Origin of the sequence: Simiduia litorea, assembly GCF_042853465.1 — a bacterium.
Taxonomy (GTDB): Bacteria; Pseudomonadota; Gammaproteobacteria; order Pseudomonadales; family Cellvibrionaceae; genus Simiduia; species Simiduia litorea.
In genome coordinates this window covers 3,088,857-3,112,190 of the sequence record NZ_AP031497.1, presented here as the reverse complement: position 1 = coordinate 3,112,190, position 23,334 = coordinate 3,088,857, and the positions used below count along the sequence as shown (strand labels likewise).

Annotated in this window: 20 protein-coding genes; 8 read left to right on the top strand and 12 right to left on the bottom strand. The window is 51.3% G+C overall.

Features of this window, described 5'->3' with window-relative positions:
• Positions 1-38 precede the first annotated feature (38 nt).
• From ACGHTT_RS13750 to ACGHTT_RS13740, 3 genes are read left to right on the top strand one after another with little or no spacing between them, the layout of a single operon-like run.
• Entirely contained in the window at positions 39-884 is an 846-nt protein-coding gene (locus ACGHTT_RS13750) for a phosphatase PAP2 family protein (RefSeq protein WP_390591346.1), read from the top strand.
• 14 nt (positions 885-898) lie between these two features.
• Positions 899-2,098, top strand: coding sequence for an Nramp family divalent metal transporter (locus ACGHTT_RS13745; RefSeq protein WP_390591345.1), 1,200 nt, complete (start codon positions 899-901; stop codon positions 2,096-2,098).
• Positions 2,099-2,141: 43 nt separating this feature from the next.
• Positions 2,142-2,660: a YgjP-like metallopeptidase domain-containing protein gene (locus tag ACGHTT_RS13740; RefSeq protein ID WP_390591344.1), complete on the top strand. Its 519-nt coding sequence runs from the start codon at positions 2,142-2,144 to the stop codon at positions 2,658-2,660.
• A 31-nt stretch (positions 2,661-2,691) separates the two neighbouring features.
• On the opposite strand, the gene ACGHTT_RS13735 is transcribed toward ACGHTT_RS13740, so the two are convergent.
• The 5 genes from ACGHTT_RS13735 to ACGHTT_RS13715 are packed head-to-tail and all read right to left on the bottom strand — an operon-like array spanning position 2,692 to position 9,677.
• A complete protein-coding gene (locus ACGHTT_RS13735; protein WP_390591342.1) occupies positions 2,692-3,831 on the bottom strand; it encodes a heparan-alpha-glucosaminide N-acetyltransferase domain-containing protein in 1,140 nt (379 codons plus the stop codon).
• 25 nt (positions 3,832-3,856) lie between these two features.
• The gene (locus ACGHTT_RS13730; protein ID WP_390591340.1) at positions 3,857-4,645 is read right to left on the bottom strand and encodes a hypothetical protein; all 789 of its coding nucleotides are present in this window, start codon (positions 4,643-4,645) and stop codon (positions 3,857-3,859) included.
• Positions 4,646-7,108 carry a GNAT family N-acetyltransferase gene (locus ACGHTT_RS13725; protein ID WP_390591339.1) on the bottom strand — a complete coding sequence of 821 codons (2,463 nt, stop codon included), beginning with the start codon at positions 7,106-7,108 and terminating at the stop codon, positions 4,646-4,648.
• The gene (locus tag ACGHTT_RS13720; RefSeq protein ID WP_390591338.1) at positions 7,101-8,342 is read right to left on the bottom strand and encodes an MFS transporter; all 1,242 of its coding nucleotides are present in this window, start codon (positions 8,340-8,342) and stop codon (positions 7,101-7,103) included. Before ACGHTT_RS13720 ends, ACGHTT_RS13725 begins: the two co-directional genes overlap by 8 nt.
• Positions 8,343-9,677: a lysine N(6)-hydroxylase/L-ornithine N(5)-oxygenase family protein gene (locus tag ACGHTT_RS13715; protein WP_390591336.1), complete on the bottom strand. Its 1,335-nt coding sequence runs from the start codon at positions 9,675-9,677 to the stop codon at positions 8,343-8,345.
• Between the two features lie 471 nt (positions 9,678-10,148).
• Here ACGHTT_RS13715 and ACGHTT_RS13710 point away from each other — a divergent pair, with 471 nt between their 5' ends.
• From ACGHTT_RS13710 to ACGHTT_RS13700, 3 genes are read left to right on the top strand one after another with little or no spacing between them, the layout of a single operon-like run.
• Complete coding sequence (locus ACGHTT_RS13710; protein WP_390591334.1) at positions 10,149-12,254, top strand: TonB-dependent siderophore receptor; 2,106 nt, start codon at positions 10,149-10,151, stop codon at positions 12,252-12,254.
• 48 nt (positions 12,255-12,302) lie between these two features.
• Complete coding sequence (locus tag ACGHTT_RS13705) at positions 12,303-12,851, top strand: hypothetical protein (protein WP_390591332.1); 549 nt, start codon at positions 12,303-12,305, stop codon at positions 12,849-12,851.
• Between the two features lies 1 nt (position 12,852).
• A complete protein-coding gene (locus ACGHTT_RS13700; protein WP_390591330.1) occupies positions 12,853-14,319 on the top strand; it encodes a PepSY-associated TM helix domain-containing protein in 1,467 nt (488 codons plus the stop codon).
• Between the two features lie 109 nt (positions 14,320-14,428).
• Here ACGHTT_RS13700 and ACGHTT_RS13695 read toward each other — a convergent pair whose 3' ends face one another.
• The 3 genes from ACGHTT_RS13695 to ACGHTT_RS13685 form a co-directional block, all read right to left on the bottom strand.
• Positions 14,429-14,962, bottom strand: a complete 534-nt coding sequence (locus ACGHTT_RS13695; protein WP_390591328.1) for a hypothetical protein — start codon at positions 14,960-14,962, stop codon at positions 14,429-14,431.
• Positions 14,963-15,285: 323 nt separating this feature from the next.
• Entirely contained in the window at positions 15,286-15,594 is a 309-nt protein-coding gene (locus ACGHTT_RS13690) for a hypothetical protein (RefSeq protein WP_390591326.1), read from the bottom strand.
• A 27-nt stretch (positions 15,595-15,621) separates the two neighbouring features.
• Positions 15,622-17,193 carry a hypothetical protein gene (locus tag ACGHTT_RS13685; protein WP_390591325.1) on the bottom strand — a complete coding sequence of 524 codons (1,572 nt, stop codon included), beginning with the start codon at positions 17,191-17,193 and terminating at the stop codon, positions 15,622-15,624.
• A gap of 322 nt (positions 17,194-17,515) precedes the next feature.
• Here ACGHTT_RS13685 and ACGHTT_RS13680 point away from each other — a divergent pair, with 322 nt between their 5' ends.
• A complete protein-coding gene (locus ACGHTT_RS13680; RefSeq protein ID WP_390591324.1) occupies positions 17,516-17,857 on the top strand; it encodes an FKBP-type peptidyl-prolyl cis-trans isomerase in 342 nt (113 codons plus the stop codon).
• 22 nt (positions 17,858-17,879) lie between these two features.
• On the opposite strand, the gene ACGHTT_RS13675 is transcribed toward ACGHTT_RS13680, so the two are convergent.
• From ACGHTT_RS13675 to ACGHTT_RS13660, 4 genes are read right to left on the bottom strand one after another with little or no spacing between them, the layout of a single operon-like run.
• Complete coding sequence (locus ACGHTT_RS13675; RefSeq protein WP_390591323.1) at positions 17,880-18,668, bottom strand: LytR/AlgR family response regulator transcription factor; 789 nt, start codon at positions 18,666-18,668, stop codon at positions 17,880-17,882.
• An 8-nt stretch (positions 18,669-18,676) separates the two neighbouring features.
• Complete coding sequence (locus tag ACGHTT_RS13670) at positions 18,677-19,762, bottom strand: sensor histidine kinase (protein ID WP_390591321.1); 1,086 nt, start codon at positions 19,760-19,762, stop codon at positions 18,677-18,679.
• 50 nt (positions 19,763-19,812) lie between these two features.
• The gene (locus ACGHTT_RS13665; protein ID WP_390591319.1) at positions 19,813-20,619 is read right to left on the bottom strand and encodes a LiaF transmembrane domain-containing protein; all 807 of its coding nucleotides are present in this window, start codon (positions 20,617-20,619) and stop codon (positions 19,813-19,815) included.
• Between the two features lie 60 nt (positions 20,620-20,679).
• On the bottom strand, positions 20,680-21,141 hold the full coding sequence (locus tag ACGHTT_RS13660; RefSeq protein ID WP_390591317.1) for a DUF4389 domain-containing protein: 462 nt from the start codon (positions 21,139-21,141) through the stop codon (positions 20,680-20,682).
• A 470-nt stretch (positions 21,142-21,611) separates the two neighbouring features.
• On the opposite strand from ACGHTT_RS13660, the gene ACGHTT_RS13655 reads away from it, so the two are divergent.
• The gene (locus tag ACGHTT_RS13655) at positions 21,612-23,312 is read left to right on the top strand and encodes a DUF1631 family protein (protein ID WP_390591316.1); all 1,701 of its coding nucleotides are present in this window, start codon (positions 21,612-21,614) and stop codon (positions 23,310-23,312) included.
• The last annotated feature ends 22 nt before the right edge of the window (positions 23,313-23,334 follow it).

Sequence of the window (23,334 nt, the reverse complement as noted above, 5' to 3'; positions counted from 1 at the left end):
TCAGTTGGTCAAAGACGGGAAAAAAGTGGAACGAAAAAATGAAAAAAATGATTGGTTTACTGCGTGCTTTGCTGCTGAATGTGTTGGTTGTCAGCTCAGTCATAGCAGAAAACACAGTGCCTACTTTGTCTGCCACACCTGTTGTGCCACCAACAGAGGTAGCCGAGCGCTACCCAGGACTATTGATCGGCTATCTTGAGGCCGGTGCGATTCCAGATGATCTATCGCTGGTGCCTGCGGTGCCCGCTGCGGGCTCGGTTGAAGCGCTTGAAGATGCGCGCCTTAATCGACAACAGCTTACTTTGCAAAACACCAAGCGCTGGCAGTGGGCCGCGCAAGATGCCAGCTTAGTGTTTCCGTCGGCCGGCCGACTCTTTAGTTGTGCAGCCGATAAGTTGTTAGAGCCAGAAGCTATGCCGCACCTTAATATGTTGTTGCGTAGAAGCCTAACCGATTTTGGTTTGTCGACGTCTTGGCTTAAAAAGCATTACCAGAGGCCGCGGCCTTTTCTGTCCAATCAGCAGGCGATTTGTATTCCCGATGAGTTGGAAGGTTTAAGGACGAGTGGTTCCTATCCGTCGGGTCATGCGGCCATTGGTTGGGGTTGGGCGTTAATTTTCGCACAGATGTTACCGCACCGCGCCAAGGAGATTATGGCGCGCGGCCAGGCCTTTGGGGATAGTCGCGCTATTTGCAATGTACATTGGGCGTCTGATGTTGCGGCAGGTCAAACGATGGCAGATTTTGTATTTGATCGCTTGCGCGCCAACCCGGTCTTCAATGCTGAATTTGCTTTGGCTAAGGCTGAAGTGTTGGCGGCGCGGAAGGAATTGTCCGGCCAGCGCTGTCGGGTGGAGTCGGATGTGTTGAACCTCAACTACTAGAACAATAGAAAAATATGATGAAAAAATTTGGACCTGGTTTATTAGTTGCCGCCGCGTTTATTGGCCCTGGTACTATCGCTACGGCGAGTCAAGCGGGCGCGAATTTCGGCTTTGCCTTGCTTTGGGCCTTGGCGTTTTCGGTATTTGCGACCTGTGTACTGCAAGAGATGGCGGCGCGTTTAGGGGTTGTCACTGGGCGAGGTCTTACCGAGGCGCTCAGATCCCATATACAGTCCAAGTGGTTGTCGCGCGCGGCTATAGCTTTGGTGCTAGGCGCTATCGGCTTTGGCAACGCGGCTTACGAGGCGGGTAATATTGCTGGTGCATCCTTGGGAATTTCCACAGTCATTTTTATTGACCAAGACGTTCTGGCGCTAGCTATCGGCCTGTTGGCAGCCGTGCTGTTGTGGATTAATAAATACCGTTTACTTGAAGGCGTATTAATTGCACTGGTTGGGTTGATGAGCTTGGTTTTTTTACTGACTTTTTTATTGATCTCGCCAGACTGGAGCGCAATGGTGGGGTCACTATTGCAACCAACCCTGCCTGAAGGCAGTTTATTGGTGGCGATTGCCTTAATCGGCACCACCGTCGTGCCTTACAATCTATTTTTACACGCCAGTAGTAGCGCTAAGCAGTGGGCCGATGCCGCCGATAAACGTGAGGCGCTAAGCTTATCTCGTTGGGATACCGGGCTTTCTATTTCCTTGGGTGGGCTCATAAGCATCGCCATCATGGGCACGGCGGCGACCGCATTTTTTTCGACAGACCTGGTGTATTCCGCGATAACGATGGCTGATCAACTGGAGCCCTTGTTGGGGGCAAGCGCAAAATTATTTTTCGCCTTAGGCTTATTTGCCGCTGGCTTAACCAGCGCTATCGCAGCGCCGATGGCGGCAGCTTTTGCTGTGAGCGGCGCTTTTTCATTGTCAACGCAGGGGCAGGTGCGGTTGTATCGCGCTGTGGCGTTAACTATTGTCGCTGTTGGTACGCTGTTTTCGGCGCTCGGCACCAAGCCGTTAGTGGCCATTGTATTCGCACAGGTTTTTAACGGCTTTTTATTGCCCGTGGTGGCGATATTTTTGCTCTATATCATGAACCAAAAGAGAATTTTGGGCGCCTACGTAAACGGCATCTTGGCAAATCTTTGTGGATTGTTAGTGGTGTTGACGGTGATCGGTCTAGGCGCTTGGAAAATTTTTGGTGTGTTGTGAGTGTTGGCGCTAAGGATATATCAATGGTAATAGGTTGCTGTGAATGACGGTGTCTAAATATTTGGCCCATTACCCCGCTTCGCTGCAACAGCAAGTGCAGGCGTTGATTGATGGAGAAAACTTGACGCGTTTCCTACGGGAGCGGTACCCGCTCACCCATAATATCGGCAACGATAAACAGTTGCGCGATTATGTACTGGCGCTAAAAAACCGCTATTTGAAACAATCCTCGCCCTTGAGCAACGTTGTATTCGACAATAAATTACATGTCGTTCACAACGCCTTAGGCGTACATCGCACGCAGGGGCGAATTCAAGGTAACAAGATAAAAACTAAAAAAGATATTCGAATCAGTAGCATGTTCAAACAGGTGCCCGAGGCATTTTTAGAAATGATTTGTGTGCATGAATTGGCGCATCTAAAAGAAAGTGAACACAACAAAGCGTTTTACCAACTGTGCTGCCACATGCTGCCGAATTATCACCAAATTGAATTCGATACCCGCGTCTATTTAACCCACCTTGAGTTAGTTGGCCCCGTCTATGGCGGAGCCGCGTCTTAAATCAGCAGTGGGCTAGCACCGCTTCAGAGTGTCACGAGGCTGGGTCTGGTTTGATGATTGTCTCTGGCGCTGAAAACGGTGTGTTTTTGTTGGCTGGGCGACGCTGCTTGGCGAGATCAACAAGACGTTGAATGGCAAAGGTGAGCGCGATACTGGCGAGCATGGCCGCGCAGGTTTGGTGCGTATTGAGGGTTTGATAACCGATCACACTCATGCCCCAGCAGATGACGGTCCACTGAATAAAATACAGACTGGTGACTCGTCGGCTGCAGTAGTTAAGCCATTGCACGAAGCGATTGTTGATGCCGCGCAGGGCGACTTTATTGATGCACCATAACAGCAGCAAATTTATGCCCAGTAAATAGAAAACACCACCCGGCCCTAGGTGGAAAAAGTCGCCAAAGTGATAGGCAAAATTGCTATAGCAAAGCGCGCCGCCAATAACCAACATGGGCACCGCTATCCATGGTAGGCGGTTGAGCTGTTCAGTATCGTTGCCCTGATTATTCTGGTTTTGTCGCAAATGAATACCCAGAAACAGGCCAAAGAAAATAAAACTCGCCCAAGGAAAAACGGGAAAATACACCTGCCAACTCGCTGAAAAGACGAGCCTTAACACATAGTCGACACCCGAAATGCCCAGTTGAAGGCCAGCCAATAACTTGGCACTGGCAGCTATGGTCAGCGCGAGGGCGAGCATCGCGGTTTTGTTGTGTAACCAAGGTTGTAGTGCCGACAGAAGCAACAAGGTGGCGCCGGCCAATTGCAAAATATCACCGGTGAGCAGCAGGTAGGTATATTGCGCGGTATCGAGCGGCATGTGCCAACCATAGGCCTGAATAAATGCCTCGGGTAAAAGGCCGAGTGCAGTGGGTATCACAAACTTACAGGCATTCAAGAGAAACCCGAGCGCTAATATTTGGATGCCACGAAGCAGTAAATAGCGGGCCGATTGATTGCGCGCCAGTACCAGTGATATGCCCATGCAAATCAGAAAGGCGGCGCTGCCTTTACCGATGAAGTGCACCAGATGGCCGAGCCAAGCATCCGTTTGGACCGCTTTGTCGGCATACATCCACAGAGTATGCACCGGAATCATGAGCAAAACGGCGAGGCCTCGGCCGAGATCTACAGCGGCTACGCGCCGAGTTATCGGGGTTGTTGTCGACATGTCAGTTCCTTAAAAATCCGAGTAATTAGCCTTGTGGCTGGTCTTGTGTTTTTGGGGTATAGGTTGGCGTTGGGATAGAGGCTTGGGCTTGACGCCGGGCTGTTCCCAGTGGGCAATTGCCGCAATAGCGCTGCTCGTCCACCAAAAACGATTTGCAGCAGGATTTACTTAACAACTGCCCCGCTTGGCTATGCTCTAGCTGCCATTGGCTAAGTGGTCGCCCACGGCGGTCTTGCAGCTGGGCTGCTGCACACCAGCGCGCGCCAGTGTTAGCCAGCCAAATAGGCTCACGACCCAACAGCGGCTGCAATGCCGCTAGGGCAAAGAAAATGCAATCGGCCACCAAGCCTCGGCAGTTAGCCGCGCTGACGCGGGTCTGCCGGTTAAACAGTTGCAGTAGCTGCTGGGTGAAATGAGCCAGCGCGCTGGCGGTTTGTTGTAACGCGAGATTCTCATCGGCCGCGGCTTGGGGTTCTTGTAACCACCGGTAGCCGGTCACCGAATCACGGACGATCACTTGTTCCAGCTGAATCGCAGACACCTGCAATCCAAGCCCGTGCACGGCTGCCACGCTCAAGTACACCGGCTGCCAAATCAGTTGGCGCCACACCCGCGTTGGCCAGTAGTCCGCGCGCGCGTTTGGGTAACTCGCCTGACAATGGGCGAGCAATTGTTTTAATTGCCCGCTGGTGTCCCATTGATGTAGGTAAAAGCTGCGGCCGAGGTCAAGCCACTGCAGCGCTGGGTGCATCGCTAGTGCGAAGCTTGCCAGCTGCTGTGTGGGCGAGGTTGGCTGTAGCGAGCGACGTGTCACTTAGGCGTGCTCGGCTTCAGTTTGCTTTTCCTGAATCACGGCAGGGCGCCGAAACTGCGCCAGCGGATTTGTCAGGCGACCGGAAAAAGTTAGGCTGTCGGCTGGGTTTTCCAGATTGACCATTTGCAAATTGTTCTTCAGCTGCAGGCGATTCAAGCAAGACAGGGAAAAGTCGGCCGCAAACAAATCGTTGGCTTGATACTGCTGTGCTAGCTCGGGAAATTCGTCTTGGTAGGCATACACACATTCGGCCACTGTGCGCCAGAAGTCGGTGTGAGTGCAGGGTGTGTGCTCATCCAGAATAGCCGCCATGAAACGGAAATAGCAGTCGAAAACATCGGTAAAAATTGCCAGCGATTCCATGTCCTGCGGTAGCGAGATAGCAATGCGGGCGACTTCGTCGGGCAGAGACATGTCGCTATTTTGCAGGCAAATTTCTTCGCCGATGTCTTTCATGAACACACCTACCGGGACGTGATGTTCGAGAATCATAATGAGGTTTTCGCCGTGCGGCATGAACACTAATTGGTAGCGATAGAAGCAGTGCAGCAGCGGTGTCAGGTAGGCGCGTAGGTAGTGCTTTAACCACTGTTTCACAGGCAGACCCGAGGCTTGAATTAACGCGGGCAGCAGAGCGTCGTTGTGTTCGTCAACGTGCAGGAAGGCCGCCATGGTCATCAGGCGCTGCCCAGGTTGCAACCGCTGGGTGGGGTTTTCCCGCCAGAGCGCGGCGAGCATTCGGCGGTAGGGGTTGTCGCCCACTAGCGCGCGATCGTAATAGGGTATGTCATAGCCCACCGACGCCACTTCGCGCAGCATGTCGAAGCCGAGTGATTGTAAATATGCGTCTTGATCGACGAGCTCTCGCAGCCACTGATTAATGGCCGGTGTGGCGCGCATGTAGTAAGCCGATAGGCCGCGCATAAAACCCATGTTGAGGATGGATAGCGCGGTTTTTACATAGCGTTTGTGCGGTTGGCTAGCGTTGAAAAACGTGCGGATAGATTGTTGGGCGTTATAGGCATCGTCGCCATAACCCAAAAGCACCAGATTATTTGCCGCGAGCTCGGGTGCATAAACACTGGCTAATTTGTTAAACCATTGCCATGGGTGCACCGGCATTAACCAATAGTGCTCGGGCTCTAGCCCTCGGCGTGTTAGCTCTTGCTGGAAGTGTTCGCGCGTGCCCACATCCAACTCTTCGGCAAATAATTGTTCGACACTTAAATCCGGCACCGACGCGAAGTGGGCGCGGGATTTATGTGCGGCCAACCACAGTAGTGTAATGGGCGCGTGAGCCTCGGGTGCATAAGCGCGATAATCCGGGGCATCGAAACCGATGCGACCATTGTTGGCGATGAAGCAAGGGTGCCCCTCGGTCATCTCAGCTTCGATACGTTGGAAGTCTGCCAGCGCTAATTGCGCGGCGCTGAGATGAGGCTTGTGTTGTTTGTAGGCAGCACTGCACAGAGTGCTGGTAATTTCTTCCAAGTAAATGGGGAAACGCTCTTTGGCGATGCCGAGCTGTGTGCGGATGTCCAGAATGAAGGCAATGGCATCCAGCGCAGCCGGTTCGCCTTCGATCTGGCGCTCAATACTGTCGGTGTCTATCAGCCAGTGATCGAGCGCTAGGCGGCGGGCTTTGAACTGGTATACGACACCCGGGGTGTCCACTGACAGTTGATATCCTTGGTCATCTTGCTCGACCGTCAAGGGCGTGGGTTGTATGACCCGTTCATGGGCCAGTTCGGCCAGCGCCTTGCGCACTAGATGGCGATTTACCCGCGCCCATATCTCGGGCGTGAGCGACTCGGCGGCCAGCGCCGGTTGCGCAAGCATGGCCTGTGGGCCACCGGCCTGCGCGTGCGTTATGTGTGCGAAGACCTCCGGTGAAGACAAGCGTTTTGCAACCGCCATGGCGGCGCTAAATTGTTCGCGGTTGCAGGTGGCTAGGTAGGCGGTTTTCTCGCCCAGTTGAATCCGCTGAGAGTGGAAAAACCCCACGTATTTATTCAATTGATGAATTTTTTTGTTGCGGTAATCCGGCTCTACCACCACGCGCTGCACCCGAGCGTCGGCGAACAAAAAAGCCATTACAGATTGCATCACCGCGCGCGAAAAACCGTGCACCGGTTGGCTCGTTGGGGCGATCAACAGGTGCATACCTAGATCGCCGGGCGCCACCCGGTAGCACGCGGCGATGGGGTCGGTTTCTACCGCGTAACGCTCTATCAAAAATTTTGGCGTGCCATCGATCAGGCCAAGAAAAACACCCACCTTCGGTTTGTCCAGAAGCGCGCGATAATTCGCCTGTACCTCTGCAGCCGTTTGATTCTGCATACCCCAGTAGGCGGCGTAAGCTTGGCTGACCCAAGGCTGAATCAATAGATGATCGGTGTCGGGGTTGAAGGGCGCAAAGGTAATAGTTCCTAGGCCGGTGGCGAAGTGAAAAGATTCAGTCATGGGTAGCACCACTTAATTCGAGGTTAGTATTGGCGTTTATTGATGTGTCCGTGGGTTCGGTGGTCGATTGAGTTTTGAACAGGGTGTAAAACAGCGCGAGGGCTATCGCGAAGCCTGCAAAGGACGCTGCAAAGGTGTACACCAAGCCTAGGCCGTCGACGATGTACCCCACTGCAAAGCTCGCCGCTATTACACCCAAATTTTGAAAAAAGTGAATCTTGCTGAAATCGGAGGCGTAGTTCGCAGGATCGCTGCGCTCAAACAGGATGACCTCTAAGCGCACCATAATTTGGTACAAGCCATAGCCGAACAAACAGCGTCCAATCACAATGGCTAGCTCATGGCCTGCGCCCTGTAGGATCAACCCCATCAATGCGACGGCAGAGCCCAACACAATTTTTTGAAAATGATTCTGCGGTCCTTTGGCGTTGTGGTTGAACCATAAACAACCCAAGGCAATCCAGGCCGGAATGCTATAGACCAAGGCGCTGATAAGTTTTTGATCCGTGCCACTAATCATTTCCCAATACAGTGAAAAGTAGGGGCGCGCTAAAAAGGCGCTGAAATAAAACACCATAGACACCAGCGAGACGCGCAGCACCCAGGCAGACATCAACGGCGCTCGAGCATGTACAATCAGGTGTTCAGCACCCAGTGTGGCCGACGATGATGTGTTTCTGAGAGGTAGTTTTAATGCCATCACCAGCCAGAGGCAAATAAGCACTTGCAGTGCGTCTGAGCCAGCCATGACGTAATACACCGATTGTGCGGAAAAAAATTGCAGCGCTAAACCGCCAACGAGCGCGCCGCCGATTGCGCCGAAGTGCACCAACACGGAAAACAAGCCAGCGACGTTGAGGTGTTTGTCTTTTTCTTCCAAGCGCAGTACATAGGGGTAGATCAACAAGTAGCTGGCTTTAAATACCAGCATGAGCTGCGAAGCAATCCAAAAGTTCACCAATGAATCGACTTGCGCGCAATATAAGCCTAGGCAACCGGCGGCAATTTGGGTGTAAATCCACAAGTGCACTTCGTTTACGTAGCGCGCGACTTTGGCCCAGAGCGGAAATGCTGTCATCACAGTAAAGCAACAGGCGGCGATGTATGCACCCACGTGAGTGGCGCTGGATTCGGCAAACACTTGGGAAAAAAACTGCGGGTAAAACGGCAACAGCATGGTGTCGGCGATAACTGAAACCAGCGTCAGTAAAATTAAAGTGTGTTTTAACGACATTTAGGCGCGCGCCTCCTGTGGCGTCAGTGCGTAGGTAAAGGCGCTGGCTTGAGAGGGGCGGGCGGTGAACGTTTGGAACGCGATGCGCTCTTCGATGGCGTAGGGCGCGTAGCCCATAATTTCGCGCAAGATGCAGCTGTTGCGATAGCTGGCCATGCCGAGATCGGGCGTGGCAAAGCCATGGCTGTGCAGCTCGGCGTTTTGCACGAATAGAGTTTTACGCGAGTCGATGCAGTAGTTGCGATCGACGGCGAAGCGGCCCGGAGCCTCCCAATTAATGTGTTCGGCAATGGCGCGGATAAATTTTGGTAGTCGGTATTTATAACCTGTGGCCATAACCACAAATTGGGTGTCGATTTCGAAGGCTTGGTCTTGCTCTTCTTGTAGAAAGGTTAATTTGATTCCGTCGGGAATATCGCGCACTAATTGCAACGATGTATTGGTGGTGATGCGCGCATCTAGCGGACCGTTGAGTTGCTTTACGTACATTAAATCGTAAATCGCGTTGATTAATTCGCTGTTAATACCTTTATACAAACCGTTCTGCTGTTTGAGCAACTTTGCCCGAGTATTGGGTGCGAGTTGGTGGAAATAGTCCACATAATCGGGCGAGGTCATCTCGAGCGTGATCTTGGTATATTCCAGCGGGAAAATGCGCGGCGAGCGCGTGATCCAATTCAGCTGATAACCTTTGCTGTCGATGTCTTGTAGTAGATCGTAAAAAATTTCCGCGGCGCTTTGGCCGCTGCCCACCACCGTAATGCTATTTTGCTTTTGCAACTCCGATTTTTTGAACAAGTAATCTGCACTGTGAATAATGTTGTCTCGCGGTTTGGTGCAGGGTGCAGGCAGGTTCGGCACAGGCCCAGTACCGAGCACTAAACGGCGAGTTAATATTTCAGTGATTAGGTGGGTTTTCGTGTGCTCAGCTTTAATTCGGTAGAGAGCATTGGGCTCGTCGTATTCGATGTTCACCACGTTTTGGTTGTAGCGCACATTGTTGATTTGACTCGCGGCCCATTGGCAATACTGATTAAATTCTCTTCGCATCAGGAAAAAATTTTCCCGAATATAAAATGAATAAAGTCGTCCCTGTTGCTTGACGTAATTGAGAAAACTTAAAGGGTGGGTGGGATCTGCCATGGTGACCAGATCGGCCATGAAAGGTGTTTGGAGATGAGCGGCTTCTAGCATTAGGCCTGGGTGCCAGCTGAATTCGGGTTTGCGTTCAAGGAACAGACAATCTAATGACTCAATGCTCGAAGACAGACAGGCTAAGCCCAGATTAAAGGGCCCCAGTCCGATACCAACAAAGTCGTGCACATGTGGCTGCATAAGATCTCCTGATTGCGGCGGGCCTTTGGCCGGCGCGGTTAGCTTCTCGGTAAATATTTATTAAACGCTAATATAAATAATAATGATTCTCAATAAGTATTCAGTTTTAATGTGAAGATAGCTTAAGAAGCCAGTGATGGCGCGGTGTGGCTGCTTGAGGCTAACTGGTACAGCCATGCCACGTTAGCTGGCCTCGCCCCTGTGGTGTCGGTCAGTAGACTGCCAATGCCGTGCAACCTAGCGTTTGTGGGTGTTCGTCACCGTCGAGCGATAGCAGTGGAGTGCGCCCAAGCTTGCCCGGTCTGCTGCTGAAAAATGAGCGCGGAAATGACGCCTGGGTTGGGTGGTGATTGTCGAAGTTCAGGTGGGCGTTGTAGCACGGATGTCGATTGGGTAATTCGGCTTGTGGGCGGCCAGCATTGTATGCATAATGCGAATCATTATCATTAGCGCTACAGTTTTGGAGTATCCATGCATCTTCGTTTGCTTACCGTCACCATCGGCGCGCTGGCCAGCAGCCCAACATTTGCCGCTGACAGTCGCGATTCATCCATTGAGACGGTAACCGTCATTGCCAAACAGTCGCGTTTCAGCGCCACCAAATCTGATACGCCCATCACCGAGGCTGCTCGCTCTATTTCCATAGAAACCGCCGATATGATTGCCGATAAGGGCGCATTGAATCTCTCGCAAGCCGCCACCTATATGGCCGGCGTCACTGGAGAAGCCTACGGCTTTGCGACACGAGGCGACTGGGTGCGCTCGCGTGGGTTGGATATTCCTCGTTATCGTGACTCCATTCAGGAATTGTTTGGCAGCTACAACAGCACGCGCGCCGAAGTGTTCACGATGGAGCAGGTTGAAGTGTTGAAGGGACCAGCGTCGGTGCTCTATGGGCAGGGCTCGCCCGGAGGCTTGGTCAACTACGTGTCGAAAACGCCGCAGGCCGAAACTGCAGGTCACTTGTCTGTGGAGCTGGGTAACTACGATCGCACCCAACTGCAGGCGGACTTCACCGGTGCGCTCACCGATTCGGGCGAGTGGCTCTATCGCGTGGTGGCCTTGGCGCGCGAAAGTGATTCGCAAGTCGAGTATGTGGAAGACAACACCCGCGTCTTGATGCCCTCGCTCACCTACGCACCGGCATCGGGCGCTAGCTACACCCTGATTGGCATGATGCAGGATACCAAAAGCGATACGGCCTCTCAGTTTATCCCGGTTATTGGCACACTCGAGCCGCTCGCCAATGGCGATTACATCGACTCAGATGTCTATGTGGGCGAACCGGGCTTTAATCGTTATGACACCCAAGCTAATCAGTTGACCTTCCTCATGCATCAACCGCTGACCGATGTGTTGTCACTCGAGGGCACACTGTTGTGGCGCGAGGGCGAAGCCGACTATCACCAAGCGTGGGCGGTCTTTACCGGTGCCGGTAACAGTCGTTACTTAAACGACATCGTGGGAGCGCCAGTGACGACGGCTACCACGGTGCCGCGCAGTTTTTACCAAGCGGATAATCGATTTGAGCAAAGCGCTGTAGATGTGCGCTTGCGCGGCGATTTTGACACCGGTAGTTTTCACCATGAGCTAATACTCGGCGTGCAGTATCAAGCGGTAAAAACAGATAACAATACCGCCTACTATTATGACGGCGGCGCACTGCAAGGCGATTTCTCGCTGGCCCTCGATTTGGCCAACCCCGTGTATGGCAATCAGCCCGATCAGGCCATCATGGACGCCTTGTACGTGGACAACCCCGAGCAGCAGGTGAAAGATTTGGGTGTGTATCTGAACGATCACATCAGCTTCGGTAATTGGCGAGTTACACTGGGGGTGCGTCAAGACGATGTGCGCAACGATGTCGGCAGCAGTGAACAAACTGATCAGGCTACGTCTTTTGGTACCGGGCTGCTGTATCACTTCGATAATGGTTTTGCGCCTTATATCAGCTATGCCGAGTCCTTCAAGCCGGTAATAGGTGTAGATACCCATGGCGATCATTTAAAGCCTGAACAGAGTCGCCAGTATGAAACAGGCATCAAGTACGAGCCCGAGTCTGTGCCGGCGCTGATTACGCTAGCTTACTTCGATATCGAAATATCCAACTTGCCTAACCCTAATAGCTTGCCCGCCAATGTGGCGCAACAGCAAGGCATCTCAACGCTGAAGGGCATGGAGCTTGAAGCTAAGGCGCGCTTGGCTGGCTTCTATGTGCAGGCTGCGCTGTCGTCCCTAGACGCAAAAGACCCCAATGGTTTTGCTCTGCCTGCCACGCCCGAGCGTCAGGCATCGCTTTGGCTGGACTATCAACCCGAACTTGTCAGTGGATTGAAGCTGGGTGGTGGGGTCCGCCACGTGGGTGCGAGTGTCTCGGAAAACGACACCCTGCGTTACAAAACGCCGTCTTATACCTTGTTCGACGCTATGTTGGGTTACCAATTAGGCCATTGGGCGCTCAGTTTACATGCGCGCAACCTGACCGATGAGCAATATCTAACGAGCTGCCTGACGCGAGGTGATTGTTTCCCGGGTTTGCGGCGTACCTTGGTGGCGAAAGCCAGTTATGAATTTTAATTCACTCTCTTTGCTCGGAGCGGCCCGTAGATTGCGGGCCTTTTTCTTATGATGCACTTCATTGTTTGGGTGGCCCCTTTGATGACTGTTATGGGGTTGGCGTTGGTGTATTGGACTTGGCGTCAGCGCCAGCGCCACTGGCCAGTATTGTGGCTCGGTTGGGGGCTATTGGTGCTGAGCGTGTGGGCTTGGATGCAGAGTGCAGGCACGGAGTTTGGTGTGGTGTTTGCGTTATTCCTCGTGCCCTTGGTGGCCTGGTTACCCTTGTTGCCCCAGTGGCGAGGTGAGCGAAGGAACAATTATGCGCGCGCCAATACAGCCCCAAACACGGCGCCAGCACCTTGGCTGATTGGCGTTCGAGTGCTGGCATTGTTGGTGTTTACCGCGCTGTGCAGCACCTTGGTGGCAGTGGCGTTGGTGCAATTGTTACCGGTTAGTCATCTAGCGCGACTCGTTTGGGCGCTACTTTTTCAGGTCCTGTTTTGGGGGCTTTTGGCGATTTGGTTGTGCGCCGCCGAGCGCGTGCGTAAGCCAATCATCTGGTCGTCAGGCTTTGCCATGATGGCGTCTGTATTTCTTTTATTCTTGGCGCAATAACATGCTTCTGCAAACACTAAAAAACTTGGTTAAGCCCGCGTTATCGGCGCACAGTTGGTTGGGCTTAATGCTCGGCGCCGTTATGTACGCCATCTGTCTCACCGGAACATTGGCGGTTTTTTTTGAAGAAATCGAGCGCTGGGAACAACCCCTGGCCGCGTCTTATTCAGAGCTAGACCCGGTGGCCGCAGAAACCGGCTTTCAGCGTTGGTTCGCCAGTATGGAAGCGCCAGAAGATCATCTGTACTTGGTGTTTCCTTCTACGGCCTTGCCGATGATGAAAGTTGCCGATAGCCAAGCGAGTTACTACCTAAACGCCGATGGCACCATGGGCGAGCGCGCATACGATGATTTCTCTCATCTGATTACCGGGCTGCACATTAACTTGCATTTGCCCGAGCGCCTTGGGCTCATCATTGTAAGTGCGGCGGGCGCCTTGTTGGTGGGATTGATTATTTCAGGATTTCTGGCGCACCCGAGTATTCTGCGCGATGCGTTTCGGCTGCGCAGCGGCGGCAGTTATCGGTTGCGGCAAGTGGATATTCATAACCGCTTGAGTGTGTGGGCTGCGCCCTTTCATCTGATGATTGCCGTGACCGGCGCCTACTTTGGCGGTGCGCTCTTGGTGATGGGGCTTTACGCACAAGTATTTTACGATGGCGATCAGCAGCAAATTATTGAGCAAGCGTTTGGCGCAGAACCTGAGCTGGTGCAAACAGTTCGAATGCCAGAGATAGCAAAGGCCTATGGGCAGCTGGCCGAGCTCTCACCCGGCGGCGAACCGCTGTTTATGATTCTGCACGATGCCGGCACCGAGACGGCGTTTATGGAGTTCTTTGTGCGTCAGCCCGAGCGGCTGATTTACTCTGAAAATTATGTGTTTAATTTGGCCGGTAATTTCATTCAGCGCGACGGCTTTCTCGACGGCCCGGCCGCCAAACAGATTGTGTATTCCGTTTATCGTCTTCATTTTGGTCACTTTGGCGGTGTCGCGGTCAAATTTTTGTATGTCGTGCTGGGTTTGGCGCTAACGGTCGTGTCGGTAACCGGCATCAATATTTGGCTGGCCAAGCGGGGACGCGCTGACGCGTTGGATCGGCTTTGGGCCGGTTTTGTTTGGGGTTTGCCGTTGGCGCTTACATTGAGTGCACCGGTGCAAGTGCTATTACATGGGCCTGGTGAATGGGTGTTCTGGTTGAGTTTGCTGTGTCTATGTATTTGGGCTAGATGGCAAATTGAGCCAGCGCAAATACGTCGCCGTTATCAATTGGGCACGGGATTGGCCTTGTTATTTTTGTTGCTCAGTTATGGTCTGCACTTTGGTGCCTCCGCTTTCCAAGGCGTCACCCTTGCGGTGAATATTGCCCTATTGCTACTGGCGTTGTTTTTTTTGCGCGCCGCCTTGCCAAGCGCTGCTCATGGGGCTGGCTTAGTGCCAGCTGATATAGTGAGCGCAGGGCGGGAATAGTGTTAGCTGTTGGCTTGGTACCTGGCTTAATTTTACCAAGCAGCGCCAGATAATTTCTCCGGCGCTGCTAAGGCTGGCTTACGAGGTCTTGCGCAGGCTAACGTTTAGCTTAGCCGCTAGTCTGCTTGAGATCTGTGTATTCATTGTCTCGAATGCGGCCGTACATTTTTTTCACCAATGGAAATTTCGAGATAGCGGTGGCAAGCGTCTTGAGTGCCTCGCTATCTTTCGGTCGCACGGCAGTGAAGGTCGATCGGCTGATGTGAAAGTCGGAAAAGCCATCGGGCGTCGCAAAGAAATGACGATTGTCGGGCGCAACTTCGCTCTGGTGATAGGTCTCTTGTAGCGCCTTTTGACCAGACTTAATTAAACCGCTGTCATCGTGTTCCTTGCCCGCGTTCATGATGCTATACGACCAAGATTCACACACCTTTTCTCGGCCAATATTGCGTGGATCGTCGTGCGCTTGGGTGATATGCCCATTCAAAAACAGTATCTGTTGGTTTTTGCCGACTAACGTCGTTTTCGGTAAGCCGTTCTGACCGGTCGAGGGTGCACAAAAATACACTGTCGGGTTGCTGGTGAGAACGCCGCTGTAGCCAATAATATTTTCCGGTCGATAGAGATGATCCATGTATGCCATCTTCTTACTCCTTTTCAAACTTAGATAGTGAGACGCATCGTTATCTACGCTGTGTTGGTGATTTTTCATCGCTATAGCTATCGATTTCATCCTAGCATAAAAATATCAACGGCAACTCGTGTTGTTTTTTTTGGGGTGGGCCTAAGCCATGGTTTTAAAAAGCAAAGCGTTTATAGCGCAATGGCGATACATAATGGGCCTGTGAATCACGTGGTACCGGCGTCCTCGAGCTACGAGATCGCGGGGCTGCCCAGATTCAAACACACGGTATATCGTGGTGATGTCGTTGACTGACGGCTTGGCAAGCGACGTTGGTGCAACGCTTAGTGGTATTTTCTCCATTGATCCTTGGTCACAAAAGTGACTTGTTTATCGTTAATAGCGACGCCTATTTCACTCAAGCGCTGCTTAATCAATGTTCGTAGTTCTCGCTGGTTTGGGTGAGCGTTAAATTGACTCAGGTATTCCTCACTGTCAAAAACACATATCACCTGCAAACTGCGAGGAAAATGAGTGTAGTTGACTAAGTGGCTGAGCCATAGGAATCCAGAGTATTGCTTGAGGGCTGATTCACAGACCTCAGTGAGTGCTTCAATGATTGCGTTGTCGATTTTTTTATCGGTTTTTCGCATGGCTGGGTGCTGTTGGTTGACGCTAGGCTATTTTGCGATGAGCACTTTAATGGTGCTCGACAGTTCTCGTTTGTCGAGCTTGCCATAATGAAAAATAATGTCTTCTTTACTGTCGTCGTTCATGTCGGTCACGCTAAGTTTACTGTTGTCTTCCGGTAATAGCGTTTTGTAGCGGCTGGCTTTGCGTTCGAAGTTAGCTTTTTCAGGCAGGCCTGCATAAATCGACAGGGCTTTGTTGTTTTTCGACAGTAAGAGTTCTTTGTGCCCATCGCCATTGAGATCAGCGAGTTCGACGACGGCGCTGCCTGAGCGCCCGGAGCTTAGGCTGAAATTCAAATTGACGTTTTCTTTCATGAGCGGCGCGTCATCGAAATTAGCTGCTTGGTCTTGGGCGAATATGTAGACGTCTTGATTAATACTGCCTGAAATAAGTGCGCCAATAATTTGGGTGAGACCTATGTCGAAGCCAGACAGCATAACTTCAAATATATCGTCGCCATTTATGTCAACAAGCTCTATACCGGATAAGGTACCCTCGGCCTGAATACTGCTGGTGGGTTGAAGTGGCAGTGAGAGGCGCCCCTCTGTGCGCTGGCCTAGGTAAATCTCATAATCATTACTTCTATCCAGTACGCCAGAGCTTTGGGTAAAGCGCACGATCATATCGGCTAGGCCATCGTTGTTGATGTCTTTGATCTCATCGACCTTTCGGTAGCTCAAGTCACTTTGGTCTAGCTCGTCGCCGTTACTATCGCGTTTGTGCCACCAATCGGTGCCATGAATGTTTGCGGCAATCGCCAATTGTGTTGGCTGTTCACCAAAATGCTGCTGTTGATCTTGCAGATGGATAACGAGAGCGCCTGTTTCGACTTTTACGATGTCGAGGCGTTTATCCGAGTTCATGTCTGCCAAAAATAGTTTTGGATTGGCGTAGGTGGCTCCGCGGTTGTCGACGATAACATCCGCTTTTATCGGCAGTGATTGCAACTGATAACCGCTTTCGGTACCGATAAATATTTGTGTGGCTTCAAAGTCGGCCACCAGAAGATCAGGGTAGCTATCGTGGTTGATATCGCGGACAAAATCCCCACGCGCCAAGAAATCAGCGTCGTCTTTGAGGATTAGTGTTTTTAGGTTGAGAACCGGCAGCAAGTTACCTGGTTTGTCGATCGTGGCCGGAGTATATTTATAAAGTTTATGGCTGCTTAAAAAAAACAACGATTGTTGTATTGATGCCTGTGGATCAGCGGCATGTTGTTCTGGACTAGGCGGTTTGGCGACCGGCTCACTCAGGTCAAAGGTGTGAAATTCTCTGCTGATGGCAACCCTATCTCGTTCAAGGTAGGCGTTAGCACTTGGCTCATATTGATAAACAAGCAGCTGTCGCTCGGATTTTTCATCGTTAACAATAATGGCAATTTCTTTGCCCTGGCCGGCGATGAGGTCTGCCGCAAAAGGCGCGCTGGCGGGCGCGAGGCCCGTGTCGATTGTGTACTCTTCAAAGTCAAAACTTGCTGCTTGTGTGCAAGCAGTAAAACCCAAGGTAAGCGCCGCGTTTGATAAACGCCCGATGACGGTGCCTGCTTTACGTATTGTCATGCCCATTCCCTTGTCATAAAACCTGAGTTTTGATAGCAGCCTATTGTGCCCAAGCGGCGCACCGAGAACAATCGTCCCGTCGCGCATAGGGGATGAATTGCGCCTAGCATCAGATAGGAGGAATAAAGCTAAGATGAGGTTAGATGGGCAGGGAAAAGGCTGGCCGTCTAGGTTCACTAGGCCTATTTTTCCAATCGTCCCGTCACTTTAGGTGTTAACGCTGTGGGTTCAGCAGCAGATTTAATTTAGACATTTCGATGCGCGGTGGGTAACCTTAGCGATTGAAGTAACTATGCACCTATTTATTTGCGGCGTTAACGATATGAACAAGATTTTACGGGTCGACGATGTCGTGCTGGGTGAAGGCAAGCTGATAAGTAAAGGCGCGCTGATTACGGCGCATTATACTGGCCGGTTAGAAGACGGCACTGTGTTTGATTCGAGCGCGTTAAAAGGTAGGCCCTTTCAGTGCGTGATTGGTACAGGGCGTGTGATCAAAGGTTGGGATTTAGGTCTGGAGGGGATGCGAGTGGGCGGTAAGCGAAAGCTCTTTGTACCCGCACATTTAGCCTATGGTGATCGGCAAGTGGGTCAGCATATTGCCCCTAACTCGAATTTACTGTTCGATATCGAGTTGCTGGAGGTGCTAACGCGAGATGATTAGTTATTGTTCTCGTTTCGCAAATTTACAGCACCGCCAATAATTTAGTATAGCCACTTCGGCTAATGGAAAATTGCTTAGCGTTTTTCTCGTTTAGTTTCATATTGGCGTAGCGATTATCCTTGCCCTCTGTCTCAATGCCTTTCAGATAGTCAAGGTTGATAATGGTGGAGCGATGAATCCGGCAGAATTGACTGGGGTCTAACAGCTGTTCGAAATTGTTAATTCTATCTTGTTTGATATGCGAGGCCTCGCTGGTGTGGATGACAACATAATCGTCGGCTGCCTCTATAGCGATAATATCGCTCGTGGCAATCACATGCACATCGCCCTTGTCTCGAATCAGCACCCGCTGCAGTGGCGCTTGCTGTTGTCGAATATCTTGAATAAGTGCTTTCGTGGCTGTGGTGTCGGTATCGTGCAGGTTTAACCGCTGCGCAATTCGCTCGATGGTTTTCTCCAGCCTAGCACTGTTAATGGGCTTTAGTAGATAATCCAGTGCATTATTTTCAAAGGCTTGTATGGCGTATTCATCGTGCGCTGTGGCGAATACAGTAATAGGCGCGCTGTCTCCCAATAGCTCTAAGACTTCAAAGCCATCGAGCTTTGGCATGTGTACATCAAGAAAAATAAGCTGCGGTTGCAAATCGTTGATCGCCTTGACGGCCGTTAATCCGTTTTCACACTCGGCAATAATATCGATGTGAGAATGCTTGTTAAGCTGATGGATTAAGGCTTGCCTCGCGTGTGCTTCGTCGTCGATAACGATGGCCGTTATTTTCTTAACCGTTTCCGTATTGATATCCGTATTCATATGCGTACTTAACCTCCTGTCAGGCTGATGGGGTTTTGACTAAGTGCAGGTAAATAAAGCTCAACCATGAATTGACCTGGTTGCTTGGTTACTTTCATCTGCGCGCCGGGGCCGAAGCTATAGGCGATGCGTTTTTCTAACGACGACAATCCGAGTTTTGTGCTACGCGGTTTTATGCCACTGGGGTCAAAGCTATTGCTAATAGATATATGAGTAAGAGTTTCCCGTTGCTCGATTGCGATGCTGATAAAGCCCGGTTCAAACTGGGACCCTATGCCATGTTTTATACAGTTTTCGATGAGCGGAAATAGCACCAGAGCGATGGTGGGTTTATCGAGTGTCTCGGGCGCGATAGCCATATTCACGCGTAAGCGTTCGCCAAACCGCTCTTTCTCAATGCTGAGGTAATTTTCAATATGAGTGATTTCATCGCCAAAGGTCACCTTGTCTTGCTTGCCGTAGGTTACGCTATAACGTAGGAAGTCAGACATTTTTACGCAAATATCATGTATTTTTTCTGGCGCGGCCAGAGAGAGGTTTGCCACCATGGTTAGGCTGTTGTACATAAAGTGCGGGTGCACGGTGAGCTTAATTGCCTCGAGTTCAATACTCTTAATCAGCAGTTGATGCTCTAACGAGCGGGCGCTGGTGTGCTCTTCACTTTTAGCGCCTAGGTAGGCGTAGTGGACTAAAATCCAAACCACGTAGAGTACGAGCGCGATTAAAACATTGGCGATAAGTAAGTCAAAATACATGGCCTCGGCGTGCTGGAAACTCATTTGATCGAGCAACCAGTTCCAACCCAAAGCCACCACCAACCACAAACCGATAGTAATAGCCGCGGCAAGGGTTTGCGCCACCAACAATACTGGCATGGGTGTGTTGGCCAGTGGCAGGCGCAAGCAAAGATAATAATTGGAGGCGCCGAAAAATAGCAGTAAACCGTAAAGCGGTAGCGTTTGTAGTGTGATTAGCAGCGCACCATGGCCTTGCTGATCCAGTTTAATCAACAGAAAAGCAATCAGGCAGCATAGAAGGCTCCAGAGTATGGCCACGCTAAGTAGAGTGCGATTGGAGCTAAAGATGGGGTGCATAATAGGCGCTAGTGTTGAGTGCTGTGTTTGGGTATTTGTTGTGAAACCACTTAATTTGTGATTTCTACGCCACCCATCAGTGCCATGCCGGTTAATACCAGGTGTTTGGGCGGCACGCCCATCTTATCGGCTAAGCAGGTGGTTTTATTGGTGACGCCGCCCAGAAGTGGCAGTAGTTTCACGGTCACATTGAAGTGGGGTGGTACTTTAATTTCAACGCCGCCCATAAACGCAATAATGTCTATTTCTAAGGTGTTTTTTAGACTGTCGGCTTCGCGAATATCCACTTCCGCGCCACCCAGAATTGCGATGATGTTGCCGTCGGTTAGGCGCTTGGAGCGGGTAGAAAAATTACCGCCACCTAACACGGTGAACACATCAATTTTTGTGTCATCGTTGTTGGTATTGGCTTGTGCTGAACTGGTTTGATCATCACCATTTTCGCTCATCCATTCGCCATCAATAATTTGCCCTTGTGACTCGTTGCCGTCGCGCTCGTGCCGTTTGGCTGTGTCGGCTTTGCTTTTCAGCAGGTTGATGCCGACAAAGGCGAGTACCACGGGTACCACAATGGCGCCAATGCCAAAGTTTAAAATGTGCATATTGGCAAGTTGGAACAAGATGCCCACAGCAATCAAGGTGTGCGGTAAATACTGCGCTTTACCACTTTTTATTTTTTGCTTCTTAGTGTGTTGAAACATCACCGCGCCAACCACGATCAACACCACAGGCCAGTTGCGCAGCACCACGCCCAAGAAGGGAATGCCGATGTTGCTGAGAAACAGCAGTACGGCAAAAGCAATGAGGCCTAAGCCGAATGCTGTGCGCGGGGTGAAGTTACCTTTGTGATTGTTCATAGCATCTATCTCGTGAATAGTTTGGACGTGGTTTGCCGGTGTTGTTTACTAGGCTTGGCTTTATTTATCCGACGCCTTTTTGTCGTCGGGTAGATCTGTAGGGGCATCTTCCACGGCTTGGGGCTCTACATCAATAGTTACAGGCTCATCTTTTGCTTTGGCACTGGTATTTTCATGCACATCATCGCCTTCGGCGTCGTGTGTGTTGCTGGTGGTGCTGTCATCAGGCTCTTTGGCGTCGTCCTTGGCGAAGGGAAAGGGCTTTTTCTCGCTGTTGTAACTAACGAAGGCGAGCGCCTCGTGGATATAGTCACTGATGGTTGCCGCCATTTTGCGCAGGTTTTCATTGTCTTGGCCAAATATCATGGTGATGACAAATTGAACGGTGCAAAGCAACCACATGATAATGCCGGCTATGTGCAGGGCGAGACCATAAATCAGCATATACACTAGGCGCACCCAGTTGCTTTTATTGCTCAGGTTTTCGATCACTTGTTCTTGACTGATTGTCGACTGGTTCATGAGGCTCTCCTTGAGTTCTCAACTTGGTTAACTGCCCGTGGTGGGCGCGCTTGGTACAGGTGCAGAGTAGGGCCTCGGTTTGTCTAATGGGCGCTTGATTCGGCCAATGGCGAGTGATAATCGGTGAATGGGGTAGGGCTAGGTCTCAAGCCTAAGCCTTAAGCTCATGCGCCTTCCTAGGTTAGGGCGGTCGTTTGGTGGTATGGGCTGATGGCTTAGGCTAACAGGCGGTACCTCAAGATAAACAGCTACCGGTGAGCTCAGTTATCGGCGCGTTGGCATTTGGCCTAGTGGTACGGCTAGCCTAGCGCGATAGGGGCGAAAGACAGCCCTGGGTGATAAGGGCAGGGGATTGTGCCCTTGCGTTATCCGGTGTGGTTCTAGAAAAGCTGATTTTTATCCCCGGCGTTGGGTGCGTTTACTATAGTGAGAACTCGTTTCCGAGAGTTGGTTGAAAAGCGCTGAAGCCTATGCAGGAATTTGACTCCAAGGCCATTGTCGATGGCGACGCAGCGCAGTTGGCGGCTTTATTCGCCCAGCTTGCGCGGGCTATGGGGCAGGCCGAAGATAAGATCCGAGCGCGGTTTGTGGCTGATGCACTGATTGCCATCGGGCCGCCACATCATCATCAAATCCTCAGTGAAAAATTTTCCGTTGTAGCTGAGCTGTTAACCTCGCAAGCGGGGCAGATAGAGCACTTAGCGGCTAACCTTGGGCACCCTTGTAATGACTTTCTAGAGCATTGGTTAACCAAAGCAATTTTTTGGTACCCCTCTGATAGTCGTGCCAGTCAATCTTATTTGAATCAATGCAATGGCTTGGTAGCGGAGCTTGCGGCTGGTAAAAGCCTGGCTCCGGAGGCTTGGAATAGGGTGGCTCAAGGGCTAAGAGACATCGACCAAAAAATGGTAAGCGAAGTCCGTAGAGCCGGCATTACCGAGGCTCGTCTGTGCGAGATAACCGAGAGCGAATACCGAACCCTTGCCGCAGAATGTGCGGTTTTGGATCTTTTCAATCAACAATTACACAACTGTTATTTACCTGAGTCTCTGCAGCAGGGGTTGCTTAGCACACTCAAGGATACCCTCAAAAATACCGTCTTGACGGCTGGAGAAGCCGATCACGAGCGACTGCCTTTGTGGCAGTTTTGGCAGCGGCAGCTGTACCAATTGGCGCAGATATACGGTGAGCAAGGTGTGGTGCTGGATGATCAAATGCTATACGAGAGCCTGCCGCCACAGTTGGAAAAACTAGAACAAAGTGCCGCCAGTCATGGGGTGAATTCACAGGCCTATGGGGTCTGGCTCGATGAGTTAAGCGCTTGCTTAATGCATACCATCCAAAAACAGCCGGTGGCTTGTTACAAATTCTCAGCGCTGCCTTACCCGGCGGGTATGGGGCAGTTACAAGCGACAATGACGCCCAGCTACTTCGCACAGTTTGCCAATGTGAAACCACAAGAATGGTTTTTTTTTCGCACCGAGGAATCGCAACCGATAACACAGGCGCTGCGTTGTAAATTAGCACTCAAGCATGAAGCTAGCGGCCAGCTGCTATTTGTGGACTGGTTGGGGCGCAAGGTGTTGGCCAAGAGCCTACAAGACTTTGCCCTATGCTTGTCGGCCGACATCGCCCGGCCGATCCTAATATCCGGTATTGCTGATATCTGGCAAAAAGTTATTTTTACCTGGGTGAAACGCGCTAACTTAGCGGTTAGGCAGGCGCAAGAGAAAATTCAGCAGCAATCACAAGCGCGCGAAAGAGAAAAAAAATTGCAGCTTGAAGCGGCGGAAAAAATTGAAATGTCACAGCGTCGCCAGGCCGCCGCAGTTAAAGCTCGCGCTGAAGCGCAAGCGTTTAAACAGTTAGCCGCAGAGCAAAAAGCTAGTCAGGCCGCCGCCACGCAACACATCGCCGAGCTGCAGGTGGGCGCGTGGTTAGATGTGGTAGACGAGGTGGCGGCGCCTACACGCTGCAAGCTTTCGGTGATCATACAATCGACTGGAAAGTACATATTTGTTGATCAGCTCGGTCGTAAATACGTCGAACTGCTAAAGGATGAATTACACCAGCGTTTAGCCGATGGTCGTTTACGCATTCTGCACAAAGGTAATAATTTTGAAGATCAATTGGCAAAAGTTATTCAGGGGTTGAGGCGCGATGTTTCTTAGCAACTTCGCACGTGAAATAAGG

Excerpts from the sequence above, each read along its gene's own strand:
- ACGHTT_RS13675 (WP_390591323.1), bottom strand. The coding sequence starts at position 18,668 with ATGAATACGGATATCAATACGGAAACGGTTAAGAAAATAACGGCCATC.
- ACGHTT_RS13740 (WP_390591344.1), top strand. The coding sequence starts at position 2,142 with ATGACGGTGTCTAAATATTTGGCCCATTACCCCGCTTCGCTGCAACAG.
- ACGHTT_RS13725 (WP_390591339.1), bottom strand. The coding sequence starts at position 7,108 with ATGACTGAATCTTTTCACTTCGCCACCGGCCTAGGAACTATTACCTTT.
- ACGHTT_RS13690 (WP_390591326.1), bottom strand. The coding sequence starts at position 15,594 with ATGCGAAAAACCGATAAAAAAATCGACAACGCAATCATTGAAGCACTC.
- ACGHTT_RS13700 (WP_390591330.1), top strand. The coding sequence starts at position 12,853 with ATGCTTCTGCAAACACTAAAAAACTTGGTTAAGCCCGCGTTATCGGCG.
- ACGHTT_RS13735 (WP_390591342.1), bottom strand. The coding sequence starts at position 3,831 with ATGTCGACAACAACCCCGATAACTCGGCGCGTAGCCGCTGTAGATCTC.
- ACGHTT_RS13705 (WP_390591332.1), top strand. The coding sequence starts at position 12,303 with ATGATGCACTTCATTGTTTGGGTGGCCCCTTTGATGACTGTTATGGGG.
- ACGHTT_RS13720 (WP_390591338.1), bottom strand. The coding sequence starts at position 8,342 with ATGTCGTTAAAACACACTTTAATTTTACTGACGCTGGTTTCAGTTATC.
- ACGHTT_RS13680 (WP_390591324.1), top strand. The coding sequence starts at position 17,516 with ATGAACAAGATTTTACGGGTCGACGATGTCGTGCTGGGTGAAGGCAAG.
- ACGHTT_RS13665 (WP_390591319.1), bottom strand. The coding sequence starts at position 20,619 with ATGAACAATCACAAAGGTAACTTCACCCCGCGCACAGCATTCGGCTTA.
- ACGHTT_RS13685 (WP_390591325.1), bottom strand. The coding sequence starts at position 17,193 with ATGACAATACGTAAAGCAGGCACCGTCATCGGGCGTTTATCAAACGCG.
- ACGHTT_RS13710 (WP_390591334.1), top strand. The coding sequence starts at position 10,149 with ATGCATCTTCGTTTGCTTACCGTCACCATCGGCGCGCTGGCCAGCAGC.
- ACGHTT_RS13715 (WP_390591336.1), bottom strand. The coding sequence starts at position 9,677 with ATGCAGCCACATGTGCACGACTTTGTTGGTATCGGACTGGGGCCCTTT.
- ACGHTT_RS13670 (WP_390591321.1), bottom strand. The coding sequence starts at position 19,762 with ATGCACCCCATCTTTAGCTCCAATCGCACTCTACTTAGCGTGGCCATA.
- ACGHTT_RS13695 (WP_390591328.1), bottom strand. The coding sequence starts at position 14,962 with ATGGCATACATGGATCATCTCTATCGACCGGAAAATATTATTGGCTAC.
- ACGHTT_RS13745 (WP_390591345.1), top strand. The coding sequence starts at position 899 with ATGATGAAAAAATTTGGACCTGGTTTATTAGTTGCCGCCGCGTTTATT.
- ACGHTT_RS13660 (WP_390591317.1), bottom strand. The coding sequence starts at position 21,141 with ATGAACCAGTCGACAATCAGTCAAGAACAAGTGATCGAAAACCTGAGC.
- ACGHTT_RS13655 (WP_390591316.1), top strand. The coding sequence starts at position 21,612 with ATGCAGGAATTTGACTCCAAGGCCATTGTCGATGGCGACGCAGCGCAG.
- ACGHTT_RS13750 (WP_390591346.1), top strand. The coding sequence starts at position 39 with ATGAAAAAAATGATTGGTTTACTGCGTGCTTTGCTGCTGAATGTGTTG.